Origin of the sequence: Pseudomonas sp. EA_35y_Pfl2_R5 (genome assembly GCF_963970805.1) — a bacterium.
In the GTDB taxonomy this organism is placed as follows: Bacteria; Pseudomonadota; Gammaproteobacteria; order Pseudomonadales; family Pseudomonadaceae; genus Aquipseudomonas.
In genome coordinates, this window is record NZ_CAXAOW010000001.1 from 449,280 (window position 1) to 475,771 (window position 26,492).

The 26,492-nt window shown below is 60.4% G+C and carries 22 protein-coding genes and 1 pseudogene; 17 read left to right on the forward strand and 6 right to left on the reverse strand.

What is annotated here, in order from left to right:
* The 10 genes from icmH (at position 1) to AACX99_RS02035 (ending at position 13,852) form a co-directional block, all read left to right on the forward strand.
* Positions 1-882, forward strand: a complete 882-nt coding sequence (gene icmH / locus AACX99_RS01990) for a type IVB secretion system protein IcmH/DotU (RefSeq protein WP_339409153.1) — start codon at positions 1-3, stop codon at positions 880-882.
* Positions 879-4,418: a type VI secretion system membrane subunit TssM gene (gene tssM / locus AACX99_RS01995; RefSeq protein WP_339409154.1), complete on the forward strand. Its 3,540-nt coding sequence runs from the start codon at positions 879-881 to the stop codon at positions 4,416-4,418. Before icmH ends, tssM begins: the two co-directional genes overlap by 4 nt.
* A complete protein-coding gene (locus AACX99_RS02000; RefSeq protein ID WP_090379571.1) occupies positions 4,418-5,146 on the forward strand; it encodes a PP2C family protein-serine/threonine phosphatase in 729 nt (242 codons plus the stop codon). Before tssM ends, AACX99_RS02000 begins: the two co-directional genes overlap by 1 nt.
* A gap of 10 nt (positions 5,147-5,156) precedes the next feature.
* Entirely contained in the window at positions 5,157-6,152 is a 996-nt protein-coding gene (locus tag AACX99_RS02005) for a serine/threonine-protein kinase (protein ID WP_339409155.1), read from the forward strand.
* 54 nt (positions 6,153-6,206) lie between these two features.
* Positions 6,207-8,297: a type VI secretion system Vgr family protein gene (tssI, locus tag AACX99_RS02010; RefSeq protein ID WP_339409156.1), complete on the forward strand. Its 2,091-nt coding sequence runs from the start codon at positions 6,207-6,209 to the stop codon at positions 8,295-8,297.
* Positions 8,298-8,314: 17 nt separating this feature from the next.
* Positions 8,315-9,130 carry a DUF4123 domain-containing protein gene (locus tag AACX99_RS02015; protein WP_339409157.1) on the forward strand — a complete coding sequence of 272 codons (816 nt, stop codon included), beginning with the start codon at positions 8,315-8,317 and terminating at the stop codon, positions 9,128-9,130.
* Positions 9,127-9,654 (forward strand): DUF3304 domain-containing protein, encoded by a 528-nt coding sequence (locus tag AACX99_RS02020; protein WP_339409158.1) that lies wholly within the window; start codon positions 9,127-9,129, stop codon positions 9,652-9,654. The genes AACX99_RS02015 and AACX99_RS02020 overlap by 4 nt, the downstream gene beginning before the upstream one ends.
* 97 nt (positions 9,655-9,751) lie before the next feature.
* A complete protein-coding gene (locus AACX99_RS02025) occupies positions 9,752-10,276 on the forward strand; it encodes a DUF3304 domain-containing protein (protein WP_339409159.1) in 525 nt (174 codons plus the stop codon).
* Between the two features lie 62 nt (positions 10,277-10,338).
* On the forward strand, positions 10,339-12,879 hold the full coding sequence (locus tag AACX99_RS02030; protein WP_445261830.1) for a T6SS phospholipase effector Tle1-like catalytic domain-containing protein: 2,541 nt from the start codon (positions 10,339-10,341) through the stop codon (positions 12,877-12,879).
* 160 nt (positions 12,880-13,039) lie between these two features.
* Entirely contained in the window at positions 13,040-13,852 is an 813-nt protein-coding gene (locus tag AACX99_RS02035) for a hypothetical protein (RefSeq protein WP_339409161.1), read from the forward strand.
* A gap of 54 nt (positions 13,853-13,906) precedes the next feature.
* Here AACX99_RS02035 and AACX99_RS02040 read toward each other — a convergent pair whose 3' ends face one another.
* The 5 genes and pseudogenes from AACX99_RS02040 to purE all read right to left on the reverse strand — a co-directional run bounded on the left by AACX99_RS02040 (position 13,907) and on the right by purE (position 17,180).
* Entirely contained in the window at positions 13,907-14,440 is a 534-nt protein-coding gene (locus AACX99_RS02040) for a DUF3299 domain-containing protein (RefSeq protein WP_339409162.1), read from the reverse strand.
* Between the two features lie 34 nt (positions 14,441-14,474).
* Positions 14,475-14,722 (reverse strand): annotated as a pseudogene (locus AACX99_RS02045) (GlsB/YeaQ/YmgE family stress response membrane protein).
* Positions 14,723-14,789: 67 nt separating this feature from the next.
* Positions 14,790-15,548 carry a substrate-binding periplasmic protein gene (locus tag AACX99_RS02050; RefSeq protein WP_339409163.1) on the reverse strand — a complete coding sequence of 253 codons (759 nt, stop codon included), beginning with the start codon at positions 15,546-15,548 and terminating at the stop codon, positions 14,790-14,792.
* Between the two features lie 51 nt (positions 15,549-15,599).
* Positions 15,600-16,685, reverse strand: coding sequence for a 5-(carboxyamino)imidazole ribonucleotide synthase (locus AACX99_RS02055; RefSeq protein ID WP_339409164.1), 1,086 nt, complete (start codon positions 16,683-16,685; stop codon positions 15,600-15,602).
* Between the two features lie 3 nt (positions 16,686-16,688).
* A complete protein-coding gene (purE, locus tag AACX99_RS02060; protein WP_339409165.1) occupies positions 16,689-17,180 on the reverse strand; it encodes a 5-(carboxyamino)imidazole ribonucleotide mutase in 492 nt (163 codons plus the stop codon).
* A 304-nt stretch (positions 17,181-17,484) separates the two neighbouring features.
* On the opposite strand from purE, the gene AACX99_RS02065 reads away from it, so the two are divergent.
* From AACX99_RS02065 to AACX99_RS02085, 5 genes are all read left to right on the forward strand, one after another.
* On the forward strand, positions 17,485-18,279 hold the full coding sequence (locus tag AACX99_RS02065; protein WP_339409166.1) for a hypothetical protein: 795 nt from the start codon (positions 17,485-17,487) through the stop codon (positions 18,277-18,279).
* 101 nt (positions 18,280-18,380) lie between these two features.
* The gene (locus tag AACX99_RS02070) at positions 18,381-19,373 is read left to right on the forward strand and encodes an AraC family transcriptional regulator (protein ID WP_339409167.1); all 993 of its coding nucleotides are present in this window, start codon (positions 18,381-18,383) and stop codon (positions 19,371-19,373) included.
* Between the two features lie 31 nt (positions 19,374-19,404).
* The gene (locus AACX99_RS02075; protein WP_339409168.1) at positions 19,405-19,530 is read left to right on the forward strand and encodes a hypothetical protein; all 126 of its coding nucleotides are present in this window, start codon (positions 19,405-19,407) and stop codon (positions 19,528-19,530) included.
* 126 nt (positions 19,531-19,656) lie between these two features.
* Positions 19,657-20,691, forward strand: coding sequence for a histone deacetylase family protein (locus AACX99_RS02080; protein WP_339409169.1), 1,035 nt, complete (start codon positions 19,657-19,659; stop codon positions 20,689-20,691).
* 110 nt (positions 20,692-20,801) lie between these two features.
* Positions 20,802-21,914 (forward strand): polyamine ABC transporter substrate-binding protein, encoded by a 1,113-nt coding sequence (locus AACX99_RS02085; RefSeq protein ID WP_339409170.1) that lies wholly within the window; start codon positions 20,802-20,804, stop codon positions 21,912-21,914.
* Between the two features lie 22 nt (positions 21,915-21,936).
* On the opposite strand, the gene AACX99_RS02090 is transcribed toward AACX99_RS02085, so the two are convergent.
* Entirely contained in the window at positions 21,937-22,842 is a 906-nt protein-coding gene (locus AACX99_RS02090) for a LysR substrate-binding domain-containing protein (RefSeq protein WP_339409171.1), read from the reverse strand.
* A 449-nt stretch (positions 22,843-23,291) separates the two neighbouring features.
* Here AACX99_RS02090 and AACX99_RS02095 point away from each other — a divergent pair, with 449 nt between their 5' ends.
* Positions 23,292-24,716 (forward strand): aspartate ammonia-lyase, encoded by a 1,425-nt coding sequence (locus AACX99_RS02095; protein ID WP_339409172.1) that lies wholly within the window; start codon positions 23,292-23,294, stop codon positions 24,714-24,716.
* 164 nt (positions 24,717-24,880) lie between these two features.
* Positions 24,881-26,134, forward strand: coding sequence for a dicarboxylate/amino acid:cation symporter (locus tag AACX99_RS02100; RefSeq protein ID WP_339409173.1), 1,254 nt, complete (start codon positions 24,881-24,883; stop codon positions 26,132-26,134).
* Positions 26,135-26,492: the final 358 nt, after the last annotated feature.

Here is a 26,492-nt window from a genome sequence, read left to right on the forward strand (position 1 = left end):
ATGACGACCAAGGAAATGGAATACGGCCAGGACGACAAAACCGTCATCCTCAACCGTAAAGGTGATGCCCCAGCGCACAGCCCGCTGACCGATTTTGCCGCACCGCCGAAGTTCGAACAGCTGGAAGAGCGGATGATCTACGCCGCGCGACTACGCCCGGCGGAGAGCTTCAATATCAGCCTCAACCCGCTGGTAGCCGCAGCCGCAAATCTGCTCTCAGAGGTGGTGCGCCTCAAGCACAGCTTCGACAGTGAAGACATGCACGCGCTCAACCAACGTCTGTCCAGCGCCATCAAGCTGTTCGAGCATCGCGCCCTGCACGAAGGTGCGGAAAGCAGCCAGGTCATGGCCGCCCGTTATGTGCTCTGCACCGTGGTCGATGAAGCCGTGGTGACCACGCCGTGGGGCAATGAGAGCACGTGGTCGCAGATGAGCCTGCTGTCGAGCTTCCACAACGAGACCTTCGGCGGCGAGAAGTTCTTCCAGCTGCTTGAGCGCCTGTCGCGCAACCCGGTCAAACACCTGCCGATGCTTGAGCTGATGTACCTGTGCCTGTCGCTCGGTTTCGAGGGCAAGTACCGCGTGCTGCCACGCGGCATGCTCGAACTGGAAGCGGTGCGCGACAGCCTGTACCGACAGATCCGCCAGATGCGCGGTGACGTGCCGCGCGAAGTCTCGCCGCACTGGCAGGGCCTGAAAGACACCCGTCGGCGCCTGGTGCGCATCGTGCCGTGGTGGCTGGTGGCGCTGTTCACAGTGGTTTGTTTGGTAGTGATGTATGGCGGTTTTGCCTGGGTACTGGGCGAGCAACGCGAAACAATTTTGCAGCCATACGAGCAACTTGACCCGTCCGCGGGTGCATTCATGGATGAGACGAAATGAAGAGTTTCTTCGGCAAATTAGCCAATTTTTTTCGCAAGACCTGGGTCTGGAGTCTGTGCCTGGTACTGGTGCTAGCCCTGCTGGTGTGGTTCGTCGGCCCGCTACTGGCGGTCAGTGATTACAAGTTCTGGGAGTCGGCCACCAGTCGCTTGCTGAGCATCAGCTTGCTGTTCCTGATCTGGGGCCTGGCCATGGTGTTCGCCAGCTGGAAGGCCACCGCCCGCAAGAAGGCCGAAGAAGATGACGCCGACGCCCAAGAGCGCCTGCGCCGTGAAGGCCTGATCAATGAAGAACAGATGGAGTTGCGCCATCGCTTCAAGCAGGCGCTGCATACCCTGAAACGCTCCAGCCTGTACCGCGGTCGCAGCGAAAAATGGCGCAGTGAATTGCCCTGGTACATGCTGCTCGGCCCACAAGGCAGCGGTAAAACCACCCTGCTGGACTTCTCCGGCCTGGACTTCCCACTCAACCGTGGTGACCAGCAACGCCTGACCAAAGACGTATCCGGCACGCGCTACGCCGACTGGTATTTTGCCGACCACGCCGTACTGATCGACACCGCTGGGCGCTACCTGACCCAACCAGACGCGGCCATCGACGGCCGCGCCTGGGAAACCCTGCTCGGCCTGCTGCGCAAACGCCGCGCGCGCCCGCTCAATGGCGTGCTGGTGAATATCCCCGTCGAGTACCTGCAAGGCGGTAGCGAAGTCGAACTGGAAAACCTCGCCCGCCAGACCCGTCAGCGCTTGCAGGATATTCATCAGCGCCTTGGCGCCAACGTGCCGGTGTACCTAGTGCTGAGCAAAGCCGACAAAGTGCTGGGCTTTGATGAGTTCTTCGACCAACTATCGCGCGAAGAAAGCGATCAAGTGCTCGGCGCCAGCTTCCGCAAGGAGCAGAACGCCACCGATGTACAGGTAATCCGTCAGGAGTTCGAAGAGCTGCTGCGCCGCCTCAACAGCCAGGTGATCCTGCGCATGCACCAGGAGCGCGACACCCAGCGCCGTGGCCGCATTCTCGACTTCCCGCACCAACTCGGCCTGTTGGGCGAGCGTCTGTGCTTGTTCAGCGAGCTGGCGTTTAGTGGCAACCGCTATCAGCGCGCCAGCCAGTTGCGTGGTTTCTATCTGACCAGCGCACCGGAACTGAATGACCAACTCGATGCAAGCACCAGCAGCATTGGTCGCAACCTCGGCTTGGCCAGCAGCGCCCTGCCGACCTTCCGCAGCGGCCGCGCACGCTTTATCAATCATGTGCTCAATCGCGTGATTTTCCCCGAGGCCGACCTTGCCGGGCTGGATCAAAAGGAAGTGCGTCGTATCGACTGGGGCCAACGCGCCATGTACGCCACGGCCCTGGTCGTGCTCGGTGTGTTTGGTGTGGTCTGGGCCAATGGTTTTTCCGGTAACCACGGCCGCCTGGAACAACTGCGCGATCTCGCTCAGCAACTGACTCAGCAACACGAAAGCCTGAGTGCGCAAGACGATGCATTGCGCACTCTCAAGGCGCTGGATCAAAGCTACGCGGCCACTCAGGTATTCCCGCCGGTGGATCAGGCCTCCTATTTGCAACGTGGTGGTTTGTATCAGGGTGAGAAAACCGATCCAACCGTACAGCGGGCCTACCGTGGCGAACTGGAAAATCTGCTGTTAAGCCGTGTTGGCCGCCAACTGGAAGCCCAGGTCCGCGCTAACCTCAATGACCGTGAACGCCTGCTCAACAGCCTGCGCGCTTACCTCATGCTCAACCTCGAAGAGCGCCGTGACAAAGCCTTCCTGCAAGAATGGCTGGCAGCCGATTGGTCGCTGCGTTATGCCGGCAACAGCGTCGGTCAGCGCGGTCTCAACGAGCACTTCGACCGTTTGCTGTCCGAGTCGTTTACCCCTTACTCGCTCAACGCTCCATTGGTCGCAGAAGCGCGCAAGATCCTGCGTAGCGAATCGCTAGCCAACGTGGTTTACCGCATGCTCCGCGACCAGGCCCGCAGCCTGCCGGAGTACCGCTTGAGCCAGAAGCTCGGCCCGCAAGCCGGCGTATTTGTCGGCAGCGACTACGCCATTCCGGGCTTCTATACCCAGGCTGGCTACCAGAAAACCTTTACCGCCAAGGGTGCCGACCTGGTACGCGAACTGCTGCGCGATAACTGGGTACTGGGCGACAGCGACACCCTCAGCAGCAGCGACCTCAGCCGCCTGTTGGTGGAAATGGAACAGCTGTACTTCCGCGATTACGCCAACTACTGGGGCGAAGCCCTTGCTCAGTTGTCGCTGGACCCGATCGGCAGCGCCAATCAGGGCGCTCTGCAGCTTTCCAGCCTCACTGCGGCCAACTCACCGCTGCTGCAGCTGTTGGTCGAAGTGCGTGATAACACCCGTTTCAAAGGCATGGCCGAAGCCGCCGATGATGCCGGTGCCGCCGCCGAAGCGCTGGAAGGTGCCAAGGGCAAGCTGGGCAAAGTTGCCAAACTGGCCGGTGCTGCCGCCGAACAGGCGCAAGCGGCGCTGGTGAAAAACCTGCCGGACACTGCGCGCAAAACCCTTGAGCGTCGTTTCGAGCCACTGCACCGCCTGCTTGATGAAAATGGCGGTGCCGGGGCTGAGCTGGCTGCCAGCATGCAAGCGCTGGATGCCCTGCAGCTGCAACTGGCCAGCCTGGCGCACGCCAGCGCACCGGAGCAAGCAGCCTTTGAATTGGCCAAGGCGCGCATGGGCGGCCAGCGTGACGCGATCAATCAGGTGCGCAGCAGTGCCGCGCGACTGCCGCAACCGGTTGGTAATTGGCTCGGCCTGCTCGCCGAAGACAGCTGGATGCTAGTGCTCAATGACGCCTACCACTACCTCAACCAGCGCTATAAGAGCGAGCTCTACGCCGCTTACGATGGCTCGTTGAAGCAGCGTTATCCGTTCAGCGCACACAGCGAAAGCGATGTGGCGATTGCCGACTTCCGCGAGTTCTTCAAGGCTCAGGGTATTGCCGAGCGCTTCTTCGACAGCTACCTCAAGCCATTTGTCAGCGGCACCGCCGGCCAGTATCAACTGCGCCGTATGGATGGCCGTGGCTTGCCACTGTCGCGCGAGTTCCTGTTGCAGATGAGCCATGCGCAAACCATCCGCCGCAGCTTCTTTGCCGAGAACCCCAACGAGCCGAAAGTGCTGTTCAAGCTCGAGCCCTACTCGCTGGATTCCAGCCTGGGCCGTGCCGATTTCCGTTTCGGCAACCAGCAGATGGAATACCGCCACGGACCTATCGTGCAGACTGCCTTCAGCTGGCCGACCGAGGCCAATGAAGGACGCACCAGCCTGGTTGTAGAAGAGCTCGGTGGACGCAAGGTCGGGATCGAGAAGAACACCGGCCCCTGGTCGCTGTTCCGTCTGCTCGACCTGATGAGCGTGGACTACCACAGTGGTCGTGACGTGCTGATGCTCAAGGCCGACCTGGGCGGCTTGCGTGCCAACTACCTGTTGCACAGCCAGCGCTCGCCGAACCCGTTTGACCTCGACCAGCTGCGCAGCTTCAAACTGCCGGCCACGCTCTGATGCAGGAGGTTGCCAACCTCTGGCGCAGCGCTGCGCGTACCGACACCGGCAAGGTGCGGGCGCGCAACGAGGATGCCTTTCTGGCCCTGCCAGAGCAGGGCCTGTGGGTGGTTGCCGACGGCATGGGCGGGCACCAGAACGGTGCCCTGGCCAGCCGCTTGATTGTCGAGCAGTTGGCCGAGCCGAGCGCAGGCGATTTGCCGCAGCGTCTGGATGAACTGCGCAAGCGCCTGCATTCGCTCAACCGGCGCCTCGGCCAGGAGCTGACAGTTACCGCTGCCCATCCCGATCCGGTGATCGGCAGCACGGTAGTGGCGCTGCTGATCGAAGGCGACCGCGCCGCCTGCGTGTGGGCCGGCGACAGCCGCTGCTACCTGTGGCGCGGCAGTCGGTTGTATCAGCTCAGCCGCGATCACTCGCTGTTGCAGCAACTGATTGACGAGCAGCAACTGAGCCCAAGCGAAGCCGCTCGGCATCCGGCAGCGCACGCGCTGACCCGCGCCATCGGCGCCAGTGACGAGCTGAAGCTGGAAATTCTCGAACTCGATGTGCTGCCCGGCGATGCCTTTCTGCTGTGCAGCGATGGTCTCTACCAGGGCCTATCAGCCGATGCTCTGGGTGCTGCGCTGAACCTGCCGTCACCGCAGCTGACCCTGAATCGTTTGTTCCAGCAGGCCCTCGACGGCCCCGCGCGGGACAACCTGAGTGCGGTGGTGATTCGCCGATGAGGACTCACGGATGAGTGAACAGCTGCTCGACGAACTGCAGCTGGCCAGCAGCCCGGCCAGCGACCTGACCTACTTCGCCCTGGCCGCGACTGCCGCCAAACCGGCCACGCAAGCCCCGCGCGAAGTACTCAGCGAACTGCCGGAAGTACTCGGCGGCCGCTACAAGATCGAGCGCCTGCTCGGCGTTGGCGGCATGGGTGCGGTGTATCGCGCCCGTGACCTGCTGCGCGAACAGTTCGGTGATCCCGAGCCCTATGTGGCACTGAAAACCCTCAGCGATGACTTCGCCGAATACCCGGACGCCAACTCGCTGCTGTACAGCGAGTTCGCCCTCACCGCGCGGCTTAATCATCCGCATGTGGTGCGCCTGTTCGGTTTCGAGGTGGATGTGCCGAGTCAACGCGCCTTCCTCACCCTGGAGCTGCTCAAGGGCCTGACCCTCGACCAGTTACTTAGTGAACGCCCCGAGGGCCTGCCCTGGAGCGAGCTGCAGGAAATCGCCATCGCCCTGCTCGATGCCCTGAGCTATTCGCACAGCCTCGGCGTGCTGCATGGCGACCTGAAACCCAGCAATGTGATGCTCGCCGAAGACGGCCTACGCCTGTTCGATTATGGTCTCGGCCAGCCCGTGGAAGGCCTGCTACCTGGCCTGCCGCGCCTGTGCCGTAACCGCTTTACCGCCTGGACGCCGCGTTACGCCGCCCTGGAGTTGCTCGACGGCGCACCGCTGACTGCCGCCGCCGATGTCTATGCCCTGGCGTGCGTGCTGTATGAGCTGGCCAGTGGGCGCCACCCGTTCCGCCGGCAGAGTGCCAAACAGGCCAAGGCCATGGAGCTGGATAAGCAGCTGCAACGTCCGGAGCAGTTACCGACGCATTGCTGGCCCGCTTTGCGCACCGCGCTGGCGTTCGATGAAGCGCAGCGCAATATCAGTTGCGCACAGTTGCTCGAGGTATTTCGCCAGCCCACACCCAGCGGCTGGCGGCGCTGGCTACGGCGCAGTTGAACGCAGCACGCGCACAGCAGCATCAATGGATGATCTTTTAACAAGGAAATGACTATGTTCAACCCGGCCAATGAAACCCACTTCAGCCTAAGCATCGAAGGCCTTGAGCACGACCTGCAAGTGCTCGAGTTCAGCGGCCGCGAAGCCATCAGTCAGCCCTATCGTTTCGAGGTGGAACTGATCAGCGAGAACGCCGAGCTGGACCTACAAAGCCTGCTGCATCAGCGCGCCTTTCTCGCTTTTACCCCAGACGGCTTGGGTATTCACGGCCTGATCTATCAGGTCGCCCAAGCCGAATCCGGCAAGCGCCTGACCCGCTACAAGCTGAGCATCGTGCCGCAGCTGAGCTACCTGGCCCTGCGCACCAACCAACGGATTTTCCAGCACCTGACAGTGCCGCAGATCGTTGCCCAGGTGCTGCAGGAGCACGGCATCGTCGAGGGCGGCTACCAGTTCCTGCTCGGCCCCACGGTTTACCCCACGCGCGACTACTGCGTGCAGTACGACGAGAGCGACCTGCACTTCATCCAACGTCTGTGCGAGGAGGAAGGCATTCACTACCACTTCCAGCACAGCAGTCAGGGCCACGTACTGACCTTTGGTGATGACCAGACTGCGTTTGGCAAACTCGGCCAACCCACCGCCTACCTGCAAGACAACGGCATGACCGCCGATGAGCCGGTGATCAAGCGCTTCGCCGTACGCCTGGAAACCCGCACCAGCCGCATCACCCGCCGTGATTACGATTTCGAACAGCCACGACTGTTGATGGAAGCCGCCTTCAAGGAGGATCGCGACCCCGAGGCCAAGCCGTTGCCGGATCTTGAGGATTACGACTACCCCGGCCGCTTTGTAGACCGTGTGCGCGGCAAACACCTCAGCCAACGCCACCTCGAACGCCACCGCACCGACTACCGCCTGGCCGAAGGGCGTGGCGATCAACCGAAACTGCTCTGCGGGCATTTCCTCGAACTCTCCGACCACCCGCGCCAGGACTACAACGACCTCTGGCTGCTGCACGAGGTGATTCACCAAGGCAAACAACCCCAGGTGCTGGAAGAGTCGGTCACCAGCCATACCGCCGCCAGCGACGGCTTCACCCAGGGCTACCGCAACCACTTCACCGCCACGCCTTGGGACGTGCCCTTCCGCCCGCCACTGGCCCATCCAAAACCCAAAGTCCTGGGCAGCCAAACCGCCGTGGTCACCGGCCCAGCAGGCGAAGAAATCCACTGCGACGAATACGGCCGAATCAAAGTGCAATTCTTCTGGGACCGCGAAGGCCAGGCCGACGACACCACCAGCTGCTGGCTGCGCGTAGCCTCCAGCTGGGCCGGTGATGGCTACGGCGGCATCGCCATTCCACGGATCGGCATGGAAGTGCTGGTGACTTTCCTCGAAGGCGACCCCGACCAACCGCTGGTCACCGGCTGCCTATACCACGCCGAACATGTCGTGCCTTACGACCTGCCGGCGAACAAGACCCGCACCGTGTTCAAAACCCTCAGCACGCCGGGCGGTGGCGGCTACAACGAGCTGCGCATCGAAGACAAGAAAGGCGCCGAACAGATCTACCTCCACGCCCAGCGCGACTGGGACGAAAACATCGAGCACGACCAGAAGATCCGTGTCGGCAACGAACGCCACGACACCGTCGAAGCCAATAGCTACACCGAGCTGCAGGCCGAAGAAAACCTCACCGTCAAAACCGAGCGCAAAGTCGAAGTCAAACCCGACGATCACCTCACCGTCGGGCAGAACCAACACCTCAAACTCGGCACCGCGCAACTGACCAAAGTCGGCCGCGAAATACACCTTAAAGCCGGGCAAAAGATGGTTATCGAAGCCGGCGTCGAACTGACGATCAAAGCCGGCGGCAGCTTTATCAAACTCGACCCCGGCGGCATCACCCTGGTTGGCCCACAAGCCAGAATCAACGCCGGCGGAGCTCCGGGTAAGGGCTCAGGCATCGGCATCAAACCACCGGTGCTGCCGGGTGCGGCGGATAGCGATAAGGCGGGGCGTTTGTTGGAGCAGGCGCAGCCTGGGCTGCTTAGCAATTGCACAGACAAGCCTCAACCTGCGGTGTGTGAGGAGTGCTTGCGCCTCGCCCAAAATAAAGCTCAAGCACTCGTTGCACGTTGAGAGGCAAACAGAACGCTATGAAACCTTCGCCCCAAACCTGGCTAGGCCTGCTTTACGAACAAGCAGAGCAGGCGCGCCTGCAGCATTTCGACCTGTTGGTCGACTCCAGCAATCTGCACTATCCACTGCTCTCACGCCTCGCCGAGCTTGGGCAGCCCCCAGAGCTAGCCAAGCTTCTGCAAGGCACCCCGGAAGAGGCTATAGCGGCTAACGGGCCGCTGCTACTGCGAGTGGGGCTCGACCAACTCGACCAGCAAATCTGGCTTAGCGAATTGCTTGCCAGCAAAAACGCCCATCAACACCTGTTGGCGCTGCTTAGCCCCTGGCCCTTTGCCGCGCTTGCCAACCACCTGAGCCATTGCACCCAGGCCGAGTGGAACGAGGGCAGAAGCAGCGGCCTGCTGCGCTTCTACGACCCTCGCTTGCTAGTAGCCACAAGCGAGGCGCTCGACGCGCAACAGATGTGGTTCCACGCTCCCGTTATCGCCTGGCACTGGCAGGATCGCGACCGCCAACCCCGCAGCCTGGCGGGCAGCCTCAGACGTCAGCCGGAATTGCCATCGCCACTGCCGCCCTTGCGCCTTAAACACCAGCAAGTCACCAGTTTGTTGGCATGGAGTGCGGCAGAGGACTACCGCCGTAACTGGGATGTAAAGCCCCAGGACTATGGCATGGCTCAGCAGGAACCCTTGATACGCCATCTGATGCATGGGCAGTTGGCAGCGAACCGTGAAGGGCTATATGACCTCGACCAGCGTGACAGCTTTGTCCGTGCCTGGTTGGCCAAACACTCTCCAGTGGCGCCGCCGGAAAACGCCGAGGAGTGGGCATGATCCGCAGGGCCGCTGTAATTTCCAGCCTGCTCGTCGCCTCACTGCTAAGCGGCTGCATGGCCAAGGAATCCGAGATGCTTGGCGCGGATATAAGTGGTATCAACCACACCTCCGCGGCCATCAATCGCTTTACCGTTAATGGAGCTGGCGGCCCTAACCTTGGCCCTTATGGCGGTGGCGGTGGTTTTGTTTGCTGCGGCTCAATTCCACGTTATTGGCGACCGGGATTAAGGGCCATTGTGGAGTGGGAAAAAGATCCAAATCCTTCTCCATCAGTGCCATTAAAGCGAAACAAATACGGTTCTATTGATCCGAAAAATTATAAAAAACACGCCGCCAACTATACCCGCCACAGTGCCACGGTGGAGATACCTCAGTACCAAAAAGCCGGACCAATAACAGTGCACTTTTTACCTTGTAATCAGGTTCGAGTCACTGCCACGGTTATTAAGCCAGGTTCCCCCGACTACCCCTACAACTACCCACGCGAAATGGAGGATACGGAATGTCCGAAGCCCTTATAAAAGGATGTGACTCCACCCAGGCAAGCGTACTGCCAGAGCTCCGCTTTGTTCTCCAGGGACGGTTACAAAATAACGCAATCGGAAGGGCTTTTTAAGCATGACTAAACCACTCTATCGCCTATCTATCCTGCTACTTAGCCTGCTTTTAGTTAGCGGCTGTATGGCCAAGGAATCCGAGATGCTCGGCGGCCCAGTGGAGGGCTATAACCATACTTCAGCCGCCATTAATCGCTTTACCGTCAATGGTGCCGGTGGCCCACGTATTGGCCCTTACGGTGAGGGAGGACAAGTCTGTTGCGGCTCGGTTCCACGTTATTGGCGACAGGGATTACGAGCTATTGTTGAGTGGGAAAGAGATCCAGATCCCCGTGGTTATGGCAGCTGGCCAGAAACACCTTTCTCCGACGCATGGAATAAACGCATGGAGAAACATCGCGGCAATTACACCCGCCATAGCGTCACAGTTGAAATACCCCAATATCAAGAAGCCGGAACCATAAAGGTTCACTTTTTGCCCTGCAATCAGGTTCGAGTCTCCGCTAACAATATGTTTGTCGGTGATCCTCGCTACCCCTACAACTACCCCCGCAAGATGGAGGATACGGAATGTCCGAAGCCCTGACACAAGGATGTGACCCCACACCGGCAAGCGTATCGCCAGCGCCCCGCTTTACTCGTACGGGCCTGCCACTCAGTACGGGGGAAGTTGCCGGCAATATTCGTAAGCAAAAGCGCGATGAGCGAAGTGCAGGTAACCGCCTTACAGCTACTGCAGCAGCCAAGGGCGACGAAGCCCCCGCACCTTGCTGCAAGACCTTGCATCTCAGCCTGTGTTTTGATGGCACCAATAACCATGAGCCTTCAGATAAGGGGAATCCGCTCTCTACCAGCAATGTCGCAAGGCTTTTCCATGCGTCTATTAACAAGAGGGACGACGGATATTTCAGCTATTACAGTCCGGGCGTGGGTACGGTTTTCGAAGAGATCAAAGAATATCTGCCTAATGGCATGGGGCTGATTGGTGCCCAAGGCGGTGAGAACCGCATCAACTGGGGCCTAACTCGCTTGATCGATGCCCTAAAAAACACTTTAAAGAGTTCAGGGCAGGAACCCCTATCTTTTGATCAAACATACTCCCTCGTCGAAGCCATGAGCACCAATTGGGCCGCCAATGTGCTTAGCGGCGGCCTACTGGAAAATGGCGCTCGCAAGCGTGAGGCAGCGATACGCCCGGAAGAACAGAAACTAAAAGCCCTGCTGGATAAGCGCCAGGCCGCCGAAGAAAAGCCCGAACTTCTTGCTCTACGTCTATATGTCTACGGCTTTTCTCGTGGCGCCGCCCAGGCCCGCACCTTTGCCAACTGGCTGGCCGACCTGACACGGAGCCAGGGCGACAACGGCACTGAATACCGCTTTGCGGGCTTGCCGATTTCCATCGAGTTTCTTGGCTTGTTCGATACCGTGGCTGCCGTCGGTTTGGCCGACAGCGCGCCCTTTGCCGCCGGCCATATGAGCTGGGCCGATGACACCATGCGCCTTCCTGATGAGGCAAGCATACAAGCCTGTATGCCCACCGAGCTGCCTGACGACCGTAGCTTTCTTAAACGTTGCGTGCACCTGGTGTCCGCCCATGAGCAGCGCGCCAGCTTCCCGCTGGACTCTATCCGCCGCCGCGAGAAGACGGCGGATGGCAAGCGCAATAACCAGCTGCCCTCCCGTTATCGCGCCGGCACCAAAGAATATTTCTATCCCGGCATGCACTCGGATGTCGGCGGCGGCTACCCAGCCAAGGATCAAGGCAAGGCCGTGGGCGGCCCAGGCGAGCTGTTGTCACAAGTGCCTTTGCATCATATGTATCGGGAAGCATTTTTCATCGGAGCACCGCTACAGGTTCCTGAAACGGTAATAGGTGAGCATGAGCCATGGCGGAAAATGGATTTCGATACATTTGCCGAGTTTGCATTCGGTGACGTGCTTATCGCCCGCTTTAACGCCTGGCAGGCCAACGCCAAAGGTGGGCCACTTGAGGAGGTAATCGAGCGCGAGACCGCCCTGATTACCGGATGGCGTATCGACCGCTATGCCGGCGGTATCGACAAGCAAGGCTTCTATAGCCATGTTCGCAATCAGGACATGACCGAAGAGCAGCAAGAAGCCCACAAACGCCTGCACGAGAAAAAGACCAAGGACAACACCGCCGCTCGAGAAGGCAAGCCTCCACGCGAACTGAACGCAGCAGAACAAGCGCAGTACGAAAAAGATATTGAGGCTATTGGTGGCCAGGATGCCTATCAACGTATCAATACCAACAAGGCCTTCGAGCCCGCGCTGGATGACCAGCAACTGCGCCGTGCCGCCGCCGAGTTCGAACAGGATTACAAGCGTACCTGGGGCGTTACCGAAGACACCCTTTCCGTTGGCGGGATCATCAATATCCTGCTGGGCGGTACCGTCTTTCTAATCAACGAGGAAGACGAAGCAGAGGAATACGCGAAAATCTACAAACATGGCACTGAGTGCTACAACCAGCTATTCGTCACACCAGGTGTGCCGGCACCAGGCAAAGAGCTGCTGGTAAAGCTGTTCGATGAGCAGATACATGACTCACGCGCCTGGTTTATGAATTCTTCAGGCCTTGGTGAACGCGAGCCTTTCACCGACTACTTCCGGTTTCGTTTGGCGCATTTCGACAATGAGTCGAATAAGAGCCTGTCCGTGCTGGCCACTGCCGGCCGCGTCGTTGGCGTAGGTATTGCCCTGGCCAGCGTTGGCTTGAGCATCAAAAAGCGCAACCCGCGTTACCTGCTGGGCCTGTTCTTGCCCTCTCTGGCCACTCCCGTACTGACTGGCAAGGTGGGTATGCCACAGCTACCTGAAATCAGTGCTTTCGACCCCCTTACCGGTATTGCCCTACCTATGCTGCAAGGTGTTGACGCGCTGCGCGCTTTTACCCGACAGCCCGGCGATATTGTCAGCCTGCTCAATGCCATGCCACTGCCCGAGCCACTCAACGAAGCAACCGCAAAAACTCCAGAACTACAAAGCATCCTCAAAGCCGCAGATGCGGCCAAGGCCCTGCAAGAGGCGAAGGAGAGCAAGGACATCAGCGGCCTCTTAGGTCAGGCCTTGGCGGCAGTAGATGCCGAAGACGGCAAGCGACCAACAGACAAGCCAGGCTGGCTGGAGATGGTCACCGAGGCAGTGGGAGAGGAAATCAGCAGCTAAGCCATACGCACGGAGGCTCCCGCAAACTCATATCTAGGGCCAGAGTACGGATCTACCCTGGCCCTGATTGATCGCACTGCCGATATACCAACATTTCAGGCTATGTGGAGGAGCTTGAAAAACTACTTTTTGATAAATCGTTCGCTACAGAATATGAAACGTGCATAAACCGCTGAAATACGATCTCGTTTTTACTGATGGAGCCGTCGCTTTGCCCTACGTTATTCCAATAACCTTACTGCTAATGCTTGTGCTGGCCACCCCCGCACAAGCACAGGCAAAGCCCCTCACATTCGATAAAGGTGGCAGCATTGAAACCTACTGGGCGGATATGAAAACCGGTGAGTTGACGATCAGCTGGGGAACGGAAACCATGGTAATCGCAGACATCGTTGGCTACGCAGGCCAGACGTCCAGAGCCTTGGTTTCGTTCAACGGTGCTCCTACGCTGACCTATAGAAACGCCGGGGCAAACACATCTTTTGAGGTGTTCTATACCCTCACGATCAAGGACAACGCCCCGGTGATCAATTGCGCATACGGCAATATCCGCAATGGACAGAATGGCGCATCCATTCGCAAGGCCGTATGCAACCTAGATAAACCACTGTCGAGCGAGGATCAGGACCTGATTTTCGCCTACTCGGACAAGTGGATCGACGCCTCAAACGCGGTGTCTCTGCAATCAGTGATGGCCGAGCCCTCTCAAGCGGCCGACGCTCCCCTTGGTCAACTAGGCGAGGTCGACGTAGTGCTGCGTTACGACTCGCTCGACGTGCTGCTGGGTGCAACCCCGAAAACCATAGCGACTGCGAGTGGGAAAACTTATGAAGTGAGCAGCGGCAACGCTTATTTCGTGTATGACGCGGACGGCATCACGCCACTGGCGCTGGATGTGGAGACGGACCCTGCCATGCATACGCTGAAACGCCTGACATCGGCGGAGCTGCTACGCGCCATCGAGGCCAACTAAAACGACTATCAGCTGGCGCGCGCGATGTGCCGGAAGACCGCCGGCACATGACCGTTAAAGATCGCTTTCCTCAACCACCCTAACCTCCCCCGCCTCCAGCGCATACGCCGCATCCGCCAGTTCGTTATTGACCTGTTCGATCTTCAGCGTGCCGCTGACCCATAACGGGGCGTAGATGTCTTCGAGCTCGATGCCTTTGGGGTAGCGCACCAGCACCAGTTGATTCGGCGGTGGTGGTGGGACGTGGATGCAGGCACCGGGGTAGGGAACCAGGAAGAACAGCGTGCTGTGGCCTTTGCTGTCGGTTTCCAGTGGTACCGGGTAGCCACCCAGGCGGATGGCTTTGCCGTCGAAGGCGGCGACGGTTTTAGTTGAGTACATCACCGCGGGCAGGTTCTGGTCCTGCTGCTTGAGGCCGCCGGGGTTGTAGAAGCCGCTGTCCTGCTCAAGGCCTTGGTGGCTGATCTCGGGCATGTCTTCCAAGGCCTGGCGATCTTCCGGAGGCATCAGCTCAAGCCAGTCGGTTTCCGGTAGTTCAGCGCAGGCCAGGGTGCTAATAAACAGCAGGGATAACAGCAGATAACGCATCGGCAGGCTCACTAAGAAGCGGAGTGAAAGGACATCAGTCCTTTCTGACAGCGGCGTAGATTACCAGCAGCACCACGGCGCCGATCACGGCACCAATAAAGCCGGCGGATTCACCCACCTTGTAGATGTGCCCAGCGCCTGGCCGCCGTAGGTGGCGGCAATCGAGCCGCCGACGCCCAGCAGGATGGTCATGATCCAGCCCATGCTGTCATTGCCGGGTTTGATAAAGCGCGCGATCAGACCGACGATCAGGCCGATAAAGATGGTGCCGATAATGCTCATGCGAACTCCTGAGTGGACGGTAGGATTTGCGACCGTTGATCTGACCACGGGAAAAGCTGGCAGTTCGCTACTCTTCGGTCTCTGGCGGTGCGACGCCGTAGCGATGGTAGATGCGGGCAATCTCGCCGCTCTCGCGCATGCCGCGCAGCGTCTGTCCCAATTGCTCGTAAAGGACCGCTTTGTCGCCCAGATAGTGCCGCTTGGAAGCGCCGTAATAGTTACCGACAGACTGCTCGTACTGGTAGTCGGCGTAGCTGTAATCGCTGAAGCCGATCTTGTTGAACTGCGCCTCAATGGCCTCGGCGTCCAGCACCACCATTACATCCAGGCGTTCGGCACGAAACATCCCGGCGAGCAGGTAATCGTCAGTGGCCAGGCTTTTATTCAGGGCACTGTCGCCATCGAACGTATCGAAGTAGGCAGTGCCACGTTTGACCCCGATCACTTTGCCGTGCAGGTCGGCATAGCTGCGCAGGCTGGCCTGCTGACCGGCCTTGACGATAAAGCGGATGCTTTTGCGCTGGGTGCCGATGGATGGCAGAAAGTGCACGTAGTCCCTGCGCTCGGCGGTAAACAACACGCGCGGCACCAGGTCGATGCGCCCGGACTTGAGGTCTTCCAGGCTGCGCACAAAGGGCGCGTAACGCCATTCGATGCGCGCGCCGACGCGTTGCGCGGCCGTGTCCAGAACCTCGATCAGCGGGCCGACGGGCAGCGAGTCGAGGGCCTGCATTTCCGGCGGGCGCTCACGATAATCAGCGCGCAACACCTGTTCGGCATGGCAAAGCGGCAGGAAGAGTAGAGACAACAGCAGCAGATACTTCATGACGAGGCTCTTGTGTATGGCCTACGCAAGAGCTTAGTCACAAAGCAGGTTTCAGGCCTTGGCGATCAGCGCCTCAACCACGGCGATCTGCTTATCCAGAGTGGCGCGATCCGCGCAACGCAGAGTGGCGTGACCGACCTTGCGGCCAACCTTGAAGGCCTTGCCGTAGTGGTGCAGACGGCAGTCGGCGACGGCGATAACCTGCTCTACCGACGGAACCACGCCGATAAAATTGAGCATTGCGCTCTCGCCGACCTTGGCAGTCGAACCCAGCGGCAGGCCGGCGACGGCGCGCAGGTGGTTCTCGAACTGGCTGCACTCGGCGCCTTCGATGGTCCAGTGCCCGGAATTGTGTACACGCGGGGCGATTTCGTTGGCTTTCAGGCCGCCATCGACTTCGAAGAACTCGAAGGCCAGCACGCCGACGTAGTCGAGCTTGGTCAGCACGCGGCTGACGTAATCTTCTGCCAGCGCCTGCAGCGGGTGATCGGTGCTGGCGATAGACAGCGCCAACACACCGCTGTCGTGACGGTTATGCACCAGCGGGTAGAAGCGCGTTTCACCATCACGGGCACGCACCGCCACCAGCGACACTTCGCCGGTAAACGGCACGAAGCCTTCCAGGATGCACGGCACACTGCCCAGTTCGGCAAAGGCGCCGACGACGTCTTCAGCCTTGCGCAGGACTTTCTGGCCCTTGCCGTCGTAACCCAGGGTGCGGGTCTTCATCACCGCCGGCAGACCGATGCTGGCCACGGCTGCGTCGAGATCAGCCTGCGATTGGATATCGGCGAAATCCGGGGTCGGAATGCCGAGGTCCTTGAACATGGATTTTTCAAACCAGCGATCACGGGCGATGCGCAGGGCTTCGGCGCTCGGGTAGACCGGGACGAACTGCGAGAGGAAGGCCACGGTCTCGGCCGGCACGCTTTCGAACTCGAAGGTCACCAGATCGACTTCATCGGCCAGCTGACGCAGGTGATCCTGATCGCCGTAATCGGCGCGGATATGCTCGCCCAACGCTTGCGCGCAGGCATCCGGCGCAGGGTCGAGGAAGGCGAAATTCATCCCCAGGGGCGTGCCTGCCAGGGCCAACATGCGGCCCAGCTGGCCGCCACCGATTACGCCGATTTTCATGGGTTAGGCCTCACGCGGGTCCGGATTGTCCAGTACGGTTTCAGTCTGTTCCTGGCGGAACTGTTTGAGCGCAGCATGGAACTGCGGGTGCTGGTGACCGAGGATGCTCGCGGCGAGCAGCGCAGCGTTGACGGCCCCGGCCTTGCCGATGGCCAGGGTGGCGACCGGAATACCAGCGGGCATCTGCACGATCGACAGCAGCGAGTCGACACCCGAAAGCACCGCCGATTGCACCGGCACACCAAGTACCGGCAGGTGGGTCTTGGCCGCACACATACCTGGCAGATGCGCCGCGCCGCCGGCACCGGCGATGATCACCTGAATACCGCGCTCGTCAGCCTGCTCGGCGTACTGGAACAGCAGGTCCGGGGTGCGGTGGGCGGAAACCACCTTCACTTCGTACGGAATGCCCAGCTTGTCCAGCATATCGGCGGTGTGGCTAAGGGTGGACCAATCGGACTTGGAGCCCATGATCACGCCAACCAGTGCGCTCATCGTCGTGCCTCTTCTTCATCAAGTGCCCGTAGGCGCTGCAGAAACTAACAAGCCACGCTGGAAACCAGGCGTGGCTTGTTAGTGAATGAATTATGGCGGTGCGGCCCGCCAAAGGCCGCGCAGTATACCGTAAAGCCTGGGCTGGCGTGCACCCCGGCGCGCCGTTTGTCGCTGGCCGCTCGCCGCGATACTAGGCGCAGGTCAAAGCAGCGCCGGGCGAAGGCCGCGAGCAGACCTGGCGCACAAATCGCAACCGGAGGCCTGGCTATACTGGGCGTTCTTTTAATCCAACAAGGACACCACCATGACAAGGCTGTCACTGCTACTCGCCGCTTCGCTCTTCACCCTCAACGCCAGCGCCCTCGAACTGGCCAAATATCCTCAAGTGTTCGGTGCCGGCAAAGGCATCAGCGTCACTGTTGCGCCAAGCAGCGATGACACGCAGGCATTGGTTCAGGTCAGCGGCATCAATCATCCACTGGATGAAGTGGTACTGCTGACCACGATCAAAGAGCGCGGCAACGAGGAGCGCGATTACACCACCACCCTCAATGGCAGCGCCTACAACATGCTGGTCAAGCGTCAGGGCTGGGGTGGCGAGCGCTTCCAGCTCTATCTGCCCAATACCGACGGTTTCGAACTGGGCTTCGATGAAGCCAAGAGCAAAGAAGCCAAGCCGGCCAATCTGCTGGCACTCTATGAGCAGCAGAAGAAGAAAGGCATTCAGGACAAGCTGAGCCGCTTCGACCGGGAAAAGCGCGTGGCCGACTTCACCCAGCAGCTGCAACAGATTGACCAGGAAGCATCGCAGAGCTGCGGTACGCCACTGACCACCGCGGTGGACTGGAAAGCCCTCGACGACGACAAACTCAAGCGTCTTGGCGTGCCGAGCTTCTGCGGTGAAGTGGTCCGCCAGATGGCCAGCTTGTGCGAGAGCAGCACGGCGTTCAAAGCCCAGGCCCAGCAGCTGAAAACCGTGCAGTGCAGCTTTGACGCCGAACTCAAATTGCGCGAGGGCGATGCAGGCCTGCTGTTCACTACCCACGAGAAAGCACCAAACCAGGGCGACTTTATCAACGCCTTCCTGCGTAATCGCTAACTCTGACTAGACCGCAGCAGCCCGGATAGCGCCGGTCTGCTGCGGTTCCGCGGCATAGTTCTTGCCTCATTCAGGCATTCTGAACTGTAGCGGTTGCCTCGATGTTGGACGCCCACCTGACCACCCTGCATGTGGTTTCGCAGATCCTGGAAATCTTTGCCACTCAACCTGAACTGACCGAGCCGCTATTGGCTGGCAGCGGCATTGCTGTGGCTGACCTGGCCTGCGCTGATACGCGCATCACCCGCACCCAGGAATTGCAGGTCTGCGCCAACGCCCTGCTGCTGCGCAGTGATCTGGGCCTGGAGCTAGGCCGGCGCATGCACGTGTCGGCCTATGGCATGGTCGGTTACGCCGCGCTCTCCAGTGCCACCTTTGGTGACGCCTGGCGGCTGATGCTGCAGTACCCGGCGCTGCTCGGCACCTACTTCAAACTGGATATGCAACTCGAAGGCGAGCTGGCCTGGGTCAGCGCCAGCGACTATCAGCACCGCCCAGAGCTGGAGGTGTTCAACCTGGAAATGTGCCTGGCCTCGCTCAAACTGATCAGCGACGACCTGCTCGGCCAGCCCCTGCCGCTTAGCGCCGCGCAGTTTCGCTATGGCCAACCGGACTACAGCGAGCGCTACCCGCACAGCTTCGCCTGCCCGCTGCAGTTCGATGCCACGCGCAACGCCTTCGCCTTTCCTGCCAGCTGGTTGCAGCGACCACTGCCTCTGGCCGATACGGTGACCCACCGCGAAATGCTCGACCGCTGCCGCAAGCAGAACAGCGAGTTCAACAGCCGTCAGGCCTGGCTTGCGCGCATCCGCCAGCTACTGGCCGAACAGCTGACCGCGCCACCTGGCCTGGAACAGCTGGCGCAGCAGATGCACTGCTCACCGCGCACTCTGCGCCGGCACCTGCAGGAACTGGGCACCCACTACCAGGAACTGCTCGACGAGCTGCGTTTCGAGCGGGCAAAAAACCTGCTCGGCCAGGAGGATTGGCCAATTTGTCGGATTGCCGAATACCTGGGTTTTAGCGAAACGGCCAGCTTTCGCCATGCCTTCCAGCGCTGGAGTGGCGTGCCGCCAAGCCGTTTTCGCGCCTGAGACGCGGCATAGGCTTTTGTAGGAGCGGGCCATGCCCGCGAAACCCATCGCGGCCATGGGCCGCTCCTACAGGGTGTGGGCCTGCCAGATGGCGACCGCCCGCGCAATTTATGGCCCAGCCATCCCTGACGGCCACCCCACGGGCATCGCTGTGTGACATCAAAAATCGCTGTCGGCGATTTTTTGGCCACTTCGATCCCCTTTTGGCCGTTGTCAGCGTTCTTTCACAGCGCCATACGGGCGAACAATGGCTGCCAGAACAACAAGCCTGGGAGCCACCTGCATGCTGACCTTTTACAGCGACGACCATCACCTGCACCACGGCAGCTGCGAGCTGATCGACGGCCAGCTGATGCCCTGCTTCGAGAAGCCGCAACGCGCCGACCATATCCTTGCGCGCGTCCAGGATCGCCAACTCGGCGACGTGCGCCCGCCGCAGGATTTCGGCCTGGCGCCAATCGAGCGCATCCACAGCGCCGACTACCTGAACTTCTTCAAGGGCGCCTGGGCGCGCTGGCAGGCGCAGAACGGCAGCGGCGATCTGCTGCCGTTCACCTGGCCAGCGCGCACCCTGCGTGCGGTCATCCCGAAGGATCTGCACGGTCAGCTCGGTTACTACAGCTTCGACGGCGGCGCACCGATTACTGCCGGCACCTGGCAGGCGGCTTACAGCGCCGCACAGGTGGCGCTGAGTGCCCAGGCCGAGATCACCAAAGGTGCCCATAGCGCCTTCGCCCTGTGCCGTCCGCCAGGTCACCATGCGGCCGGCGAGTTGATGGGAGGCTACTGCTACCTGAACAATGCCGCCATCGCCGCCCAGGCATTCCTCGATCAGGGCCACAAGAAGGTGGCGATCCTCGATGTCGACTACCACCACGGCAATGGTACTCAGGACATTTTCTATGCGCGGGGTGATGTGCTGTTCGCCTCGATCCACGGCGATCCGGCCGAGGAGTTCCCGTTCTTCCTCGGCTACGCCGACGAACGCGGCATTGGCGTCGGTGAAGGCTGCAACTTCAACTACCCGCTGGCCATGGGCAGCCCGTGGACAGTGTGGAGCGCCGCACTGGATGAAGCCTGCCAGCGGATTGCCGACTACGGCGCCGAGGTGATCGTGGTGTCGCTGGGCGTGGACACCTTTAAGGACGACCCGATTTCCCAGTTCAAGCTCGACAGCCCGGATTACCTGGCCATGGGCAAACGCATCGCGGCCCTCGGCAAGCCAACGCTGTTTGTCATGGAAGGCGGTTATGCGGTGGAAGCCATTGGCGTCAACGCGGTCAACGTGCTGGAAGGGTTCGAAGCAGCCAATTCGTAGGGTGGACGACGCTGTTTTCGTCCACCACTAGCGACCCAGATAACCCAGGTGGATGGATAAAGCGCCATCCACCCTACGCAAGATCAACAATCACACAGGGGTGCGAAACAATGACAACAATGAAACACCTACTCGCCGTCGCCATCTGCGGCACAACCCTGCTGGCCACTGCGGCCCAGGCGCAAACTCCAGAAAAGCAGCGCGAACTGCGCGTGTACAACTGGGCCGACTATATGCTGCCGTCGGTACCAAAGGAATTTCAGGAGAAAAGCGGCATCAAGCTGACCTGGGACATCTTCGACACCAACGAAGGCCTGGAAGCCAAGCTACTCACCGGTAACTCGGGTTACGACCTGGTGGTGCCCACCAACACTTTCCTTGAGAACGAAATCAAAGCCGGGGTATTCCAGAAGCTGGACAAATCCAAGCTGCCCAACTGGCAACACCTGGATCCCGGTTTGCTGCAATTGATGACCGCCAACGACCCCGGCAACCAGTACGCCGTGCCCTACATGTACGGCACTGTGCTGATTGGCTTCAACCCGGACAAGGTCAAAGCGGTGCTTGGCGCCGATGCACCGGTAGACAGCTGGGACCTGATCTTCAAAGAAGAGAACATCAGCAAACTCAAGCAGTGCGGCGTGGCCATGCTCGACTCGCCGGGCGAGATTCTGCCCATTGCCCTGCACTACCTGGGCCTGGACCCCAATAGCACCAAGCCGGATGACTACAAGAAAGCCACCGAGCTGATGTTGAAAATTCGCCCCCACGTCGCCTACTTCCATTCGGCCAAGTACATGACCGATATCGCCAACGGCAACATCTGCGTGGCCATCGGCTACTCCGGCAGCTTCTACCAGTTCGCCAACCGCGCCAAAGAAGCCGGCAACGGCGTGGTGGTCGACTGGCGTCTGCCAAAAGAAGGCGCGCCGCTGTGGTACGACTCCTTCGCCATCCCGAAAAGCGCACAGAACGTGGCTGAAGCCCATGAGTTCCTCAACAACCTGCTCGACCCGAAAGTCGTGGCGCCAATCAGCGACTTTCTCGGCTACCCCAACCCGAACAAAGACGCCATGCCACTGGTGGGCGCAGATATCCGCGACAACCCGGGCCTGACCCCAACCGCCGATGCACAAAAAACCCTCTACGTGCTGCAACCCCTGCCACAGAAGGTCGAGCGCGTACGCACGCGTGCCTGGACCACCATCAAGTCGGGGACCTAATCCGCGCTACTGGCGAGGTCGGTTAAGCGCCGACCTCGCCACTTTCCAATTTGCGCCACAGCAAGCGCACCGAGGCTTTGCGCACCAGTGCGCAGCGGTATAGGCGAATCTCCAGCGGCACTTGCCATTGTTCGCCGCCGCATACCACCAACTCACCACGCGCCAACTCGGCAGTCACCGATAAGCGCGGCACCCAGGCCACGCCCATGCCCTGTAAGGCCATGCTTTTCAGGCTGTCGGCCATCGCCGTTTCATACACCGTGGTTGAGCGCAGCGCGCGTTGGCGCAGCAGCAGGTTGACCGAACGACCGAGAAAGGCGCCAGCGGTATAGGCCAGCAGCGGCACGCTCTGGCCGCTGTTGAGGTCGAACAGCGGGGCACCGTCCTCCGCTACCCCACATACCGGCATCATCTCGGTGCGCCCGAGGTGCAGCGAAGGAAAAATTTCCGGGTCCATTTGCAATGCGGCATCGGGGTCGTAGTAGGCAAGAATCAGGTCGCAGGCGCCCTCACGCAGCGAATGCACCGCTTCGCCGACGTTGGTGGCGACCAGCCGAGTGGTCAGCGGCAACCCCTCACGGCGCAAGCGAGCAATCCATTCGGGGAAAAAACCCAGGGTCAGCGAATGCGCCGCGGCGATCTGCATCACCTCGCCTTGCTGGCCTTCAAGGTTGTGCAGATGACGCACCACTTCCCCCAACTGCTCGACCATGCTCCGTGCAGTGACCAGAAACAGCTGGCCGGATTCAGTCAGCTCGACCGGCGTACAACTACGATCCACCAAGGTCAGGCCGAGCATGCTCTCCAGGCTGCGAATCCGCCGACTAAACGCCGGCTGAGTGACGAAGCGCTTCTGCGCCGCCTGGGAAAAACTGCGGGTGGCGGCCAGGGTGACAAAGTCTTCCAGCCATTTGCTTTCAAGGTTCATCGTCACTCCTGTTTTTGTAGGATGGATGACGCTCTTTCATCCATCGCCCAGCCGGCATTGGTTGTGGTGGATGGGTAAAGCGTCATCCACCCTACGGCCTGCGGGAGGCGCGTAGGGTGGGTTGGCCGCGTCCCGCCATTGCCAAACACCGTGCCATTCAACGCGCGGCGTAACCCACCACTGGTGCAACGCGGTCGATCGCCTGGTGGGTTACGCGCTGCGCCACAAACGCATGCGGGTTATAGACCGGTGTATGGCGCCACTAACCCACCCTACTACTGGATGGGTAATGCGCCTCCACCCCACGTCCGCCGACAATTCGGCGTCACACCAACATTATGCCGATTATGCATGACCTAGCGTTTAACAGCATTGGCCAGCATCAAGCCACACCCCCTAACCTACGGCACATCGCGGCATATTCCGCACTCTCAGAGACTGTAACCATCATGTCCCCTGTTGCATCATCGCGCATCGAAAAAGACCTGCTTGGCACCCTCGACGTTCCGGTTGACGCCTATTACGGCATCCAGACCCTGCGCGCTGTGCAGAACTTCCGCCTGTCCGGCGTGACGCTGTCGCATTACCCGAAACTGGTGGTTGCCCTGGCCATGGTCAAGCAGGCCGCCGCCGACGCCAACCGCGAGCTGGGCCACCTGTCTGCTGCTAAACACACGGCCATCAGCACTGCGTGCGCACGCATCATTCAGGGCGAGTTCCACGACCAGTTTGTGGTCGACATGATCCAGGGCGGGGCTGGTACCTCGACCAATATGAATGCCAACGAAGTCATCGCCAACATTGCCCTCGAAGCCATGGGTTTCGAGAAAGGTGACTACAAGCAGCTGCACCCGAACAACGACGTGAACATGGCGCAGTCGACCAACGACGCCTACCCCACCGCCATCCGCCTGGGCCTGCTGCTCGGCCACGACAGCCTGCTGACTGCCCTGGACAAGCTGATCCAGTCGCTCGCTAAAAAACAGCTGGAATTCAGCCACGTACTGAAGATGGGCCGCACCCAGCTGCAGGATGCCGTGCCGATGACCCTCGGCCAGGAGTTCCGCGCCTTCGCCACCACCCTGAGTGAAGACCTGCAGCACCTCAAGCTGCTTGCCCCGACCCTACTCACCGAAGTCAACCTGGGTGGCACCGCGATTGGCACCGGGATCAACGCCGACCCGCAGTACCAACTGCTGGCGGTCAAACGCCTGGCGATTATCAGCGGCCACCCGCTGACCCCGGCCGCCGACCTGATCGAAGCCACCTCGGACATGGGCGCCTTTGTGCTGTTCTCCGGCATGCTCAAGCGCACCGCAGTGAAGCTGTCGAAGATGTGCAACGACCTGCGCCTGCTGTCCAGCGGCCCGCGCACCGGCATCAATGAAATCAACCTGCCCCCGCGCCAGCCGGGCAGCTCGATCATGCCCGGCAAGGTCAATCCGGTGATCCCGGAAGCGGTCAACCAGGTGGCCTTCGAAGTAATCGGCAACGACCTGGCCCTGACCATGGCAGCCGAAGGCGGCCAGTTGCAGCTCAACGTGATGGAGCCGCTGATCGCCTACAAGATCTTCGATTCGATCCGCCTGCTGACCCGCGCCATGGATATGTTGCGTGAGCTGTGCATCGACGGCATCACCGCCAACGAAGCGCGCTGCCGTGAACTGATGGAAAACTCCATCGGCCTGATCACCGCACTCAACCCCTATATCGGCTACGAGAACGCCACACGCATCGCCAAGGTGGCGCTGGAAAGTGGCCGCGGCGTACTGGAGCTGGTGCGCGAAGAGAAGCTGCTGGGCGACGCCGAACTGGCCGACATCCTGCGGCCCGAGAACATGATCGCCCCACGCCTGGTACCACTAGCAGGCTGATCCACAGAGCAATACAACGCGCCGTATCCGCAAGGACCGGCGCGTTTTTTTAGCCATGTATCAGGCCTTGATGCCGGGTACAGAGTTTGCCGCCCTGCCTACTGGGCGGCACCACTCAAGGCTGCATAGACAGCCCCACAAAAACGATAATTCGGGTGATACACATGAGTCAGAGCACAACCTTTTCCCTCGGCTTCCTGCGGCGCATGCCGCTGTGGCAGCAAATCCTGATTGGCCTCGGCCTCGGCGTACTCATCGGCGTGGTATTCAAAGCCGACGCACTGGTGCTCGCGCCCATTGGCACGCTGTTTCTCAATGCGATCAAGATGCTTATCGTGCCGCTGGTGTTTGTTTCGCTGGTGGCCGGTATCACGGCCATGAGCGACAGCGCCAAACTCGGCCGCATCAGCGTTAAAACCATCGCTATCTACCTGGCCACTACCGCATTTGCGGTGAGCATTGGCCTGTTATTCGGCGCCCTGTTTGCACCAGGCGAAGGCATGAACATGGTTGCCAGCGGCATCCAGGAAGCCAAGCAGGCACCCTCGCTGGTGCAGATTCTGGTCGGTCTGGTGCCGACCAATCCGGTCACCGCTTTTGCCGAAGGCAATATCTTGCAGATCATCGTGTTCGCCATCGCCCTGGGCGTGAGCATGAACCTGATCGGTGAAAAAGCCGCGCCGGCAGTCAAGCTGTTCGACAGCCTGGCCGAAGTCTTCTACAAGCTCACCGACCTGGTGATGCGCTGCGCACCCATCGGTGTATTCGCCCTGATCGCCGGCGTAGTCGCCAGCCACGGTATCGAAGTGCTGCTGCCGCTGGCCGAGGTAATCGGCGTGATCTACCTGGCCAGCATCGCCCATATGCTGCTGGTGTATGGCGGCCTGCTGACCATGCTGGCACGCCTCAGCCCTCTGCGCTTCTTCAAGGGCGTGGCACCGGCACTGGCCGTAGCGTTCAGCACCTCAAGCAGCGCCGGCACTCTGCCGGTGTCGATTGAATGTGCACGCAAAAACCTCGGTGTATCCCAGGGTGTGGCCGGTTTTGTGCTGCCGGTAGGCGCGACCATCAACATGGATGGCACCGCCATCTACCAAGGTGTATTGGCGCTGTTTATCGCCCAAGCGTTTGGCGTCGACCTCAACGGCGGCCAATACCTGATGATCATCCTCACCGCGACCCTGGCTTCGATCGGCACCGCCGGCGTACCGGGCGCGGGGCTGATCATGCTCGGCCTGGTGCTGACCTCGGTCGGCCTGCCACTGGAAGGCGTGGCGCTGATCGCCGGTATCGACCGCATCCTCGACATGGCGCGCACCACGGTCAACGTCGCCGGCGACCTGATGACCACCACCCTGGTGGGCAGCAGCGAGAAGGAGCTGGATCGCGACATCTACAACAGCGACAACGCGCAATAACGCGGCGCGGTGCTCATGAGCAACACCCGCACACGGACGTGCGGGGCTTTTGCGCCAACCCGGCGCAGCGGCATAGCCGGCAGGACCCGGCAGCCAACGAGATGTCCATCGACATCCAGGGCATACCAATAAAAACAACCACACAGGGTGACCCCATGAACGCATTCGACCCCGGTCGTCTCTCTCCGCCAGGCAGCAGGCCATCCCCGCTGCCCTAGTGCCTGAATAGCCCGTTCAGTCGGCTCGGTGGCGAATCCTCCTGCGGCGGTTTATGGCATGCCATCAGCCATCGCAGGGTTTCTGTGTCGGCGCACAACCCTCGCCACCGACCGACTGCACAGGCTCCCAGCACACGGAA

Coding starts and splice junctions, on each gene's coding strand:
- icmH (WP_339409153.1), top strand. CDS start 1: ATGACGACCAAGGAAATGGAATACGGCCAGGACGACAAAACCGTCATC.
- tssM (WP_339409154.1), top strand. CDS start 879: ATGAAGAGTTTCTTCGGCAAATTAGCCAATTTTTTTCGCAAGACCTGG.
- AACX99_RS02000 (WP_090379571.1), top strand. CDS start 4,418: ATGCAGGAGGTTGCCAACCTCTGGCGCAGCGCTGCGCGTACCGACACC.
- AACX99_RS02005 (WP_339409155.1), top strand. CDS start 5,157: ATGAGTGAACAGCTGCTCGACGAACTGCAGCTGGCCAGCAGCCCGGCC.
- tssI (WP_339409156.1), top strand. CDS start 6,207: ATGTTCAACCCGGCCAATGAAACCCACTTCAGCCTAAGCATCGAAGGC.
- AACX99_RS02015 (WP_339409157.1), top strand. CDS start 8,315: ATGAAACCTTCGCCCCAAACCTGGCTAGGCCTGCTTTACGAACAAGCA.
- AACX99_RS02020 (WP_339409158.1), top strand. CDS start 9,127: ATGATCCGCAGGGCCGCTGTAATTTCCAGCCTGCTCGTCGCCTCACTG.
- AACX99_RS02025 (WP_339409159.1), top strand. CDS start 9,752: ATGACTAAACCACTCTATCGCCTATCTATCCTGCTACTTAGCCTGCTT.
- AACX99_RS02040 (WP_339409162.1), bottom strand. CDS start 14,440: ATGCGTTATCTGCTGTTATCCCTGCTGTTTATTAGCACCCTGGCCTGC.
- AACX99_RS02050 (WP_339409163.1), bottom strand. CDS start 15,548: ATGAAGTATCTGCTGCTGTTGTCTCTACTCTTCCTGCCGCTTTGCCAT.
- AACX99_RS02055 (WP_339409164.1), bottom strand. CDS start 16,685: ATGAAAATCGGCGTAATCGGTGGCGGCCAGCTGGGCCGCATGTTGGCC.
- purE (WP_339409165.1), bottom strand. CDS start 17,180: ATGAGCGCACTGGTTGGCGTGATCATGGGCTCCAAGTCCGATTGGTCC.
- AACX99_RS02065 (WP_339409166.1), top strand. CDS start 17,485: ATGACAAGGCTGTCACTGCTACTCGCCGCTTCGCTCTTCACCCTCAAC.
- AACX99_RS02070 (WP_339409167.1), top strand. CDS start 18,381: ATGTTGGACGCCCACCTGACCACCCTGCATGTGGTTTCGCAGATCCTG.
- AACX99_RS02075 (WP_339409168.1), top strand. CDS start 19,405: ATGCCCGCGAAACCCATCGCGGCCATGGGCCGCTCCTACAGGGTGTGG.
- AACX99_RS02080 (WP_339409169.1), top strand. CDS start 19,657: ATGCTGACCTTTTACAGCGACGACCATCACCTGCACCACGGCAGCTGC.
- AACX99_RS02085 (WP_339409170.1), top strand. CDS start 20,802: ATGACAACAATGAAACACCTACTCGCCGTCGCCATCTGCGGCACAACC.
- AACX99_RS02090 (WP_339409171.1), bottom strand. CDS start 22,842: ATGAACCTTGAAAGCAAATGGCTGGAAGACTTTGTCACCCTGGCCGCC.
- AACX99_RS02095 (WP_339409172.1), top strand. CDS start 23,292: ATGTCCCCTGTTGCATCATCGCGCATCGAAAAAGACCTGCTTGGCACC.
- AACX99_RS02100 (WP_339409173.1), top strand. CDS start 24,881: ATGAGTCAGAGCACAACCTTTTCCCTCGGCTTCCTGCGGCGCATGCCG.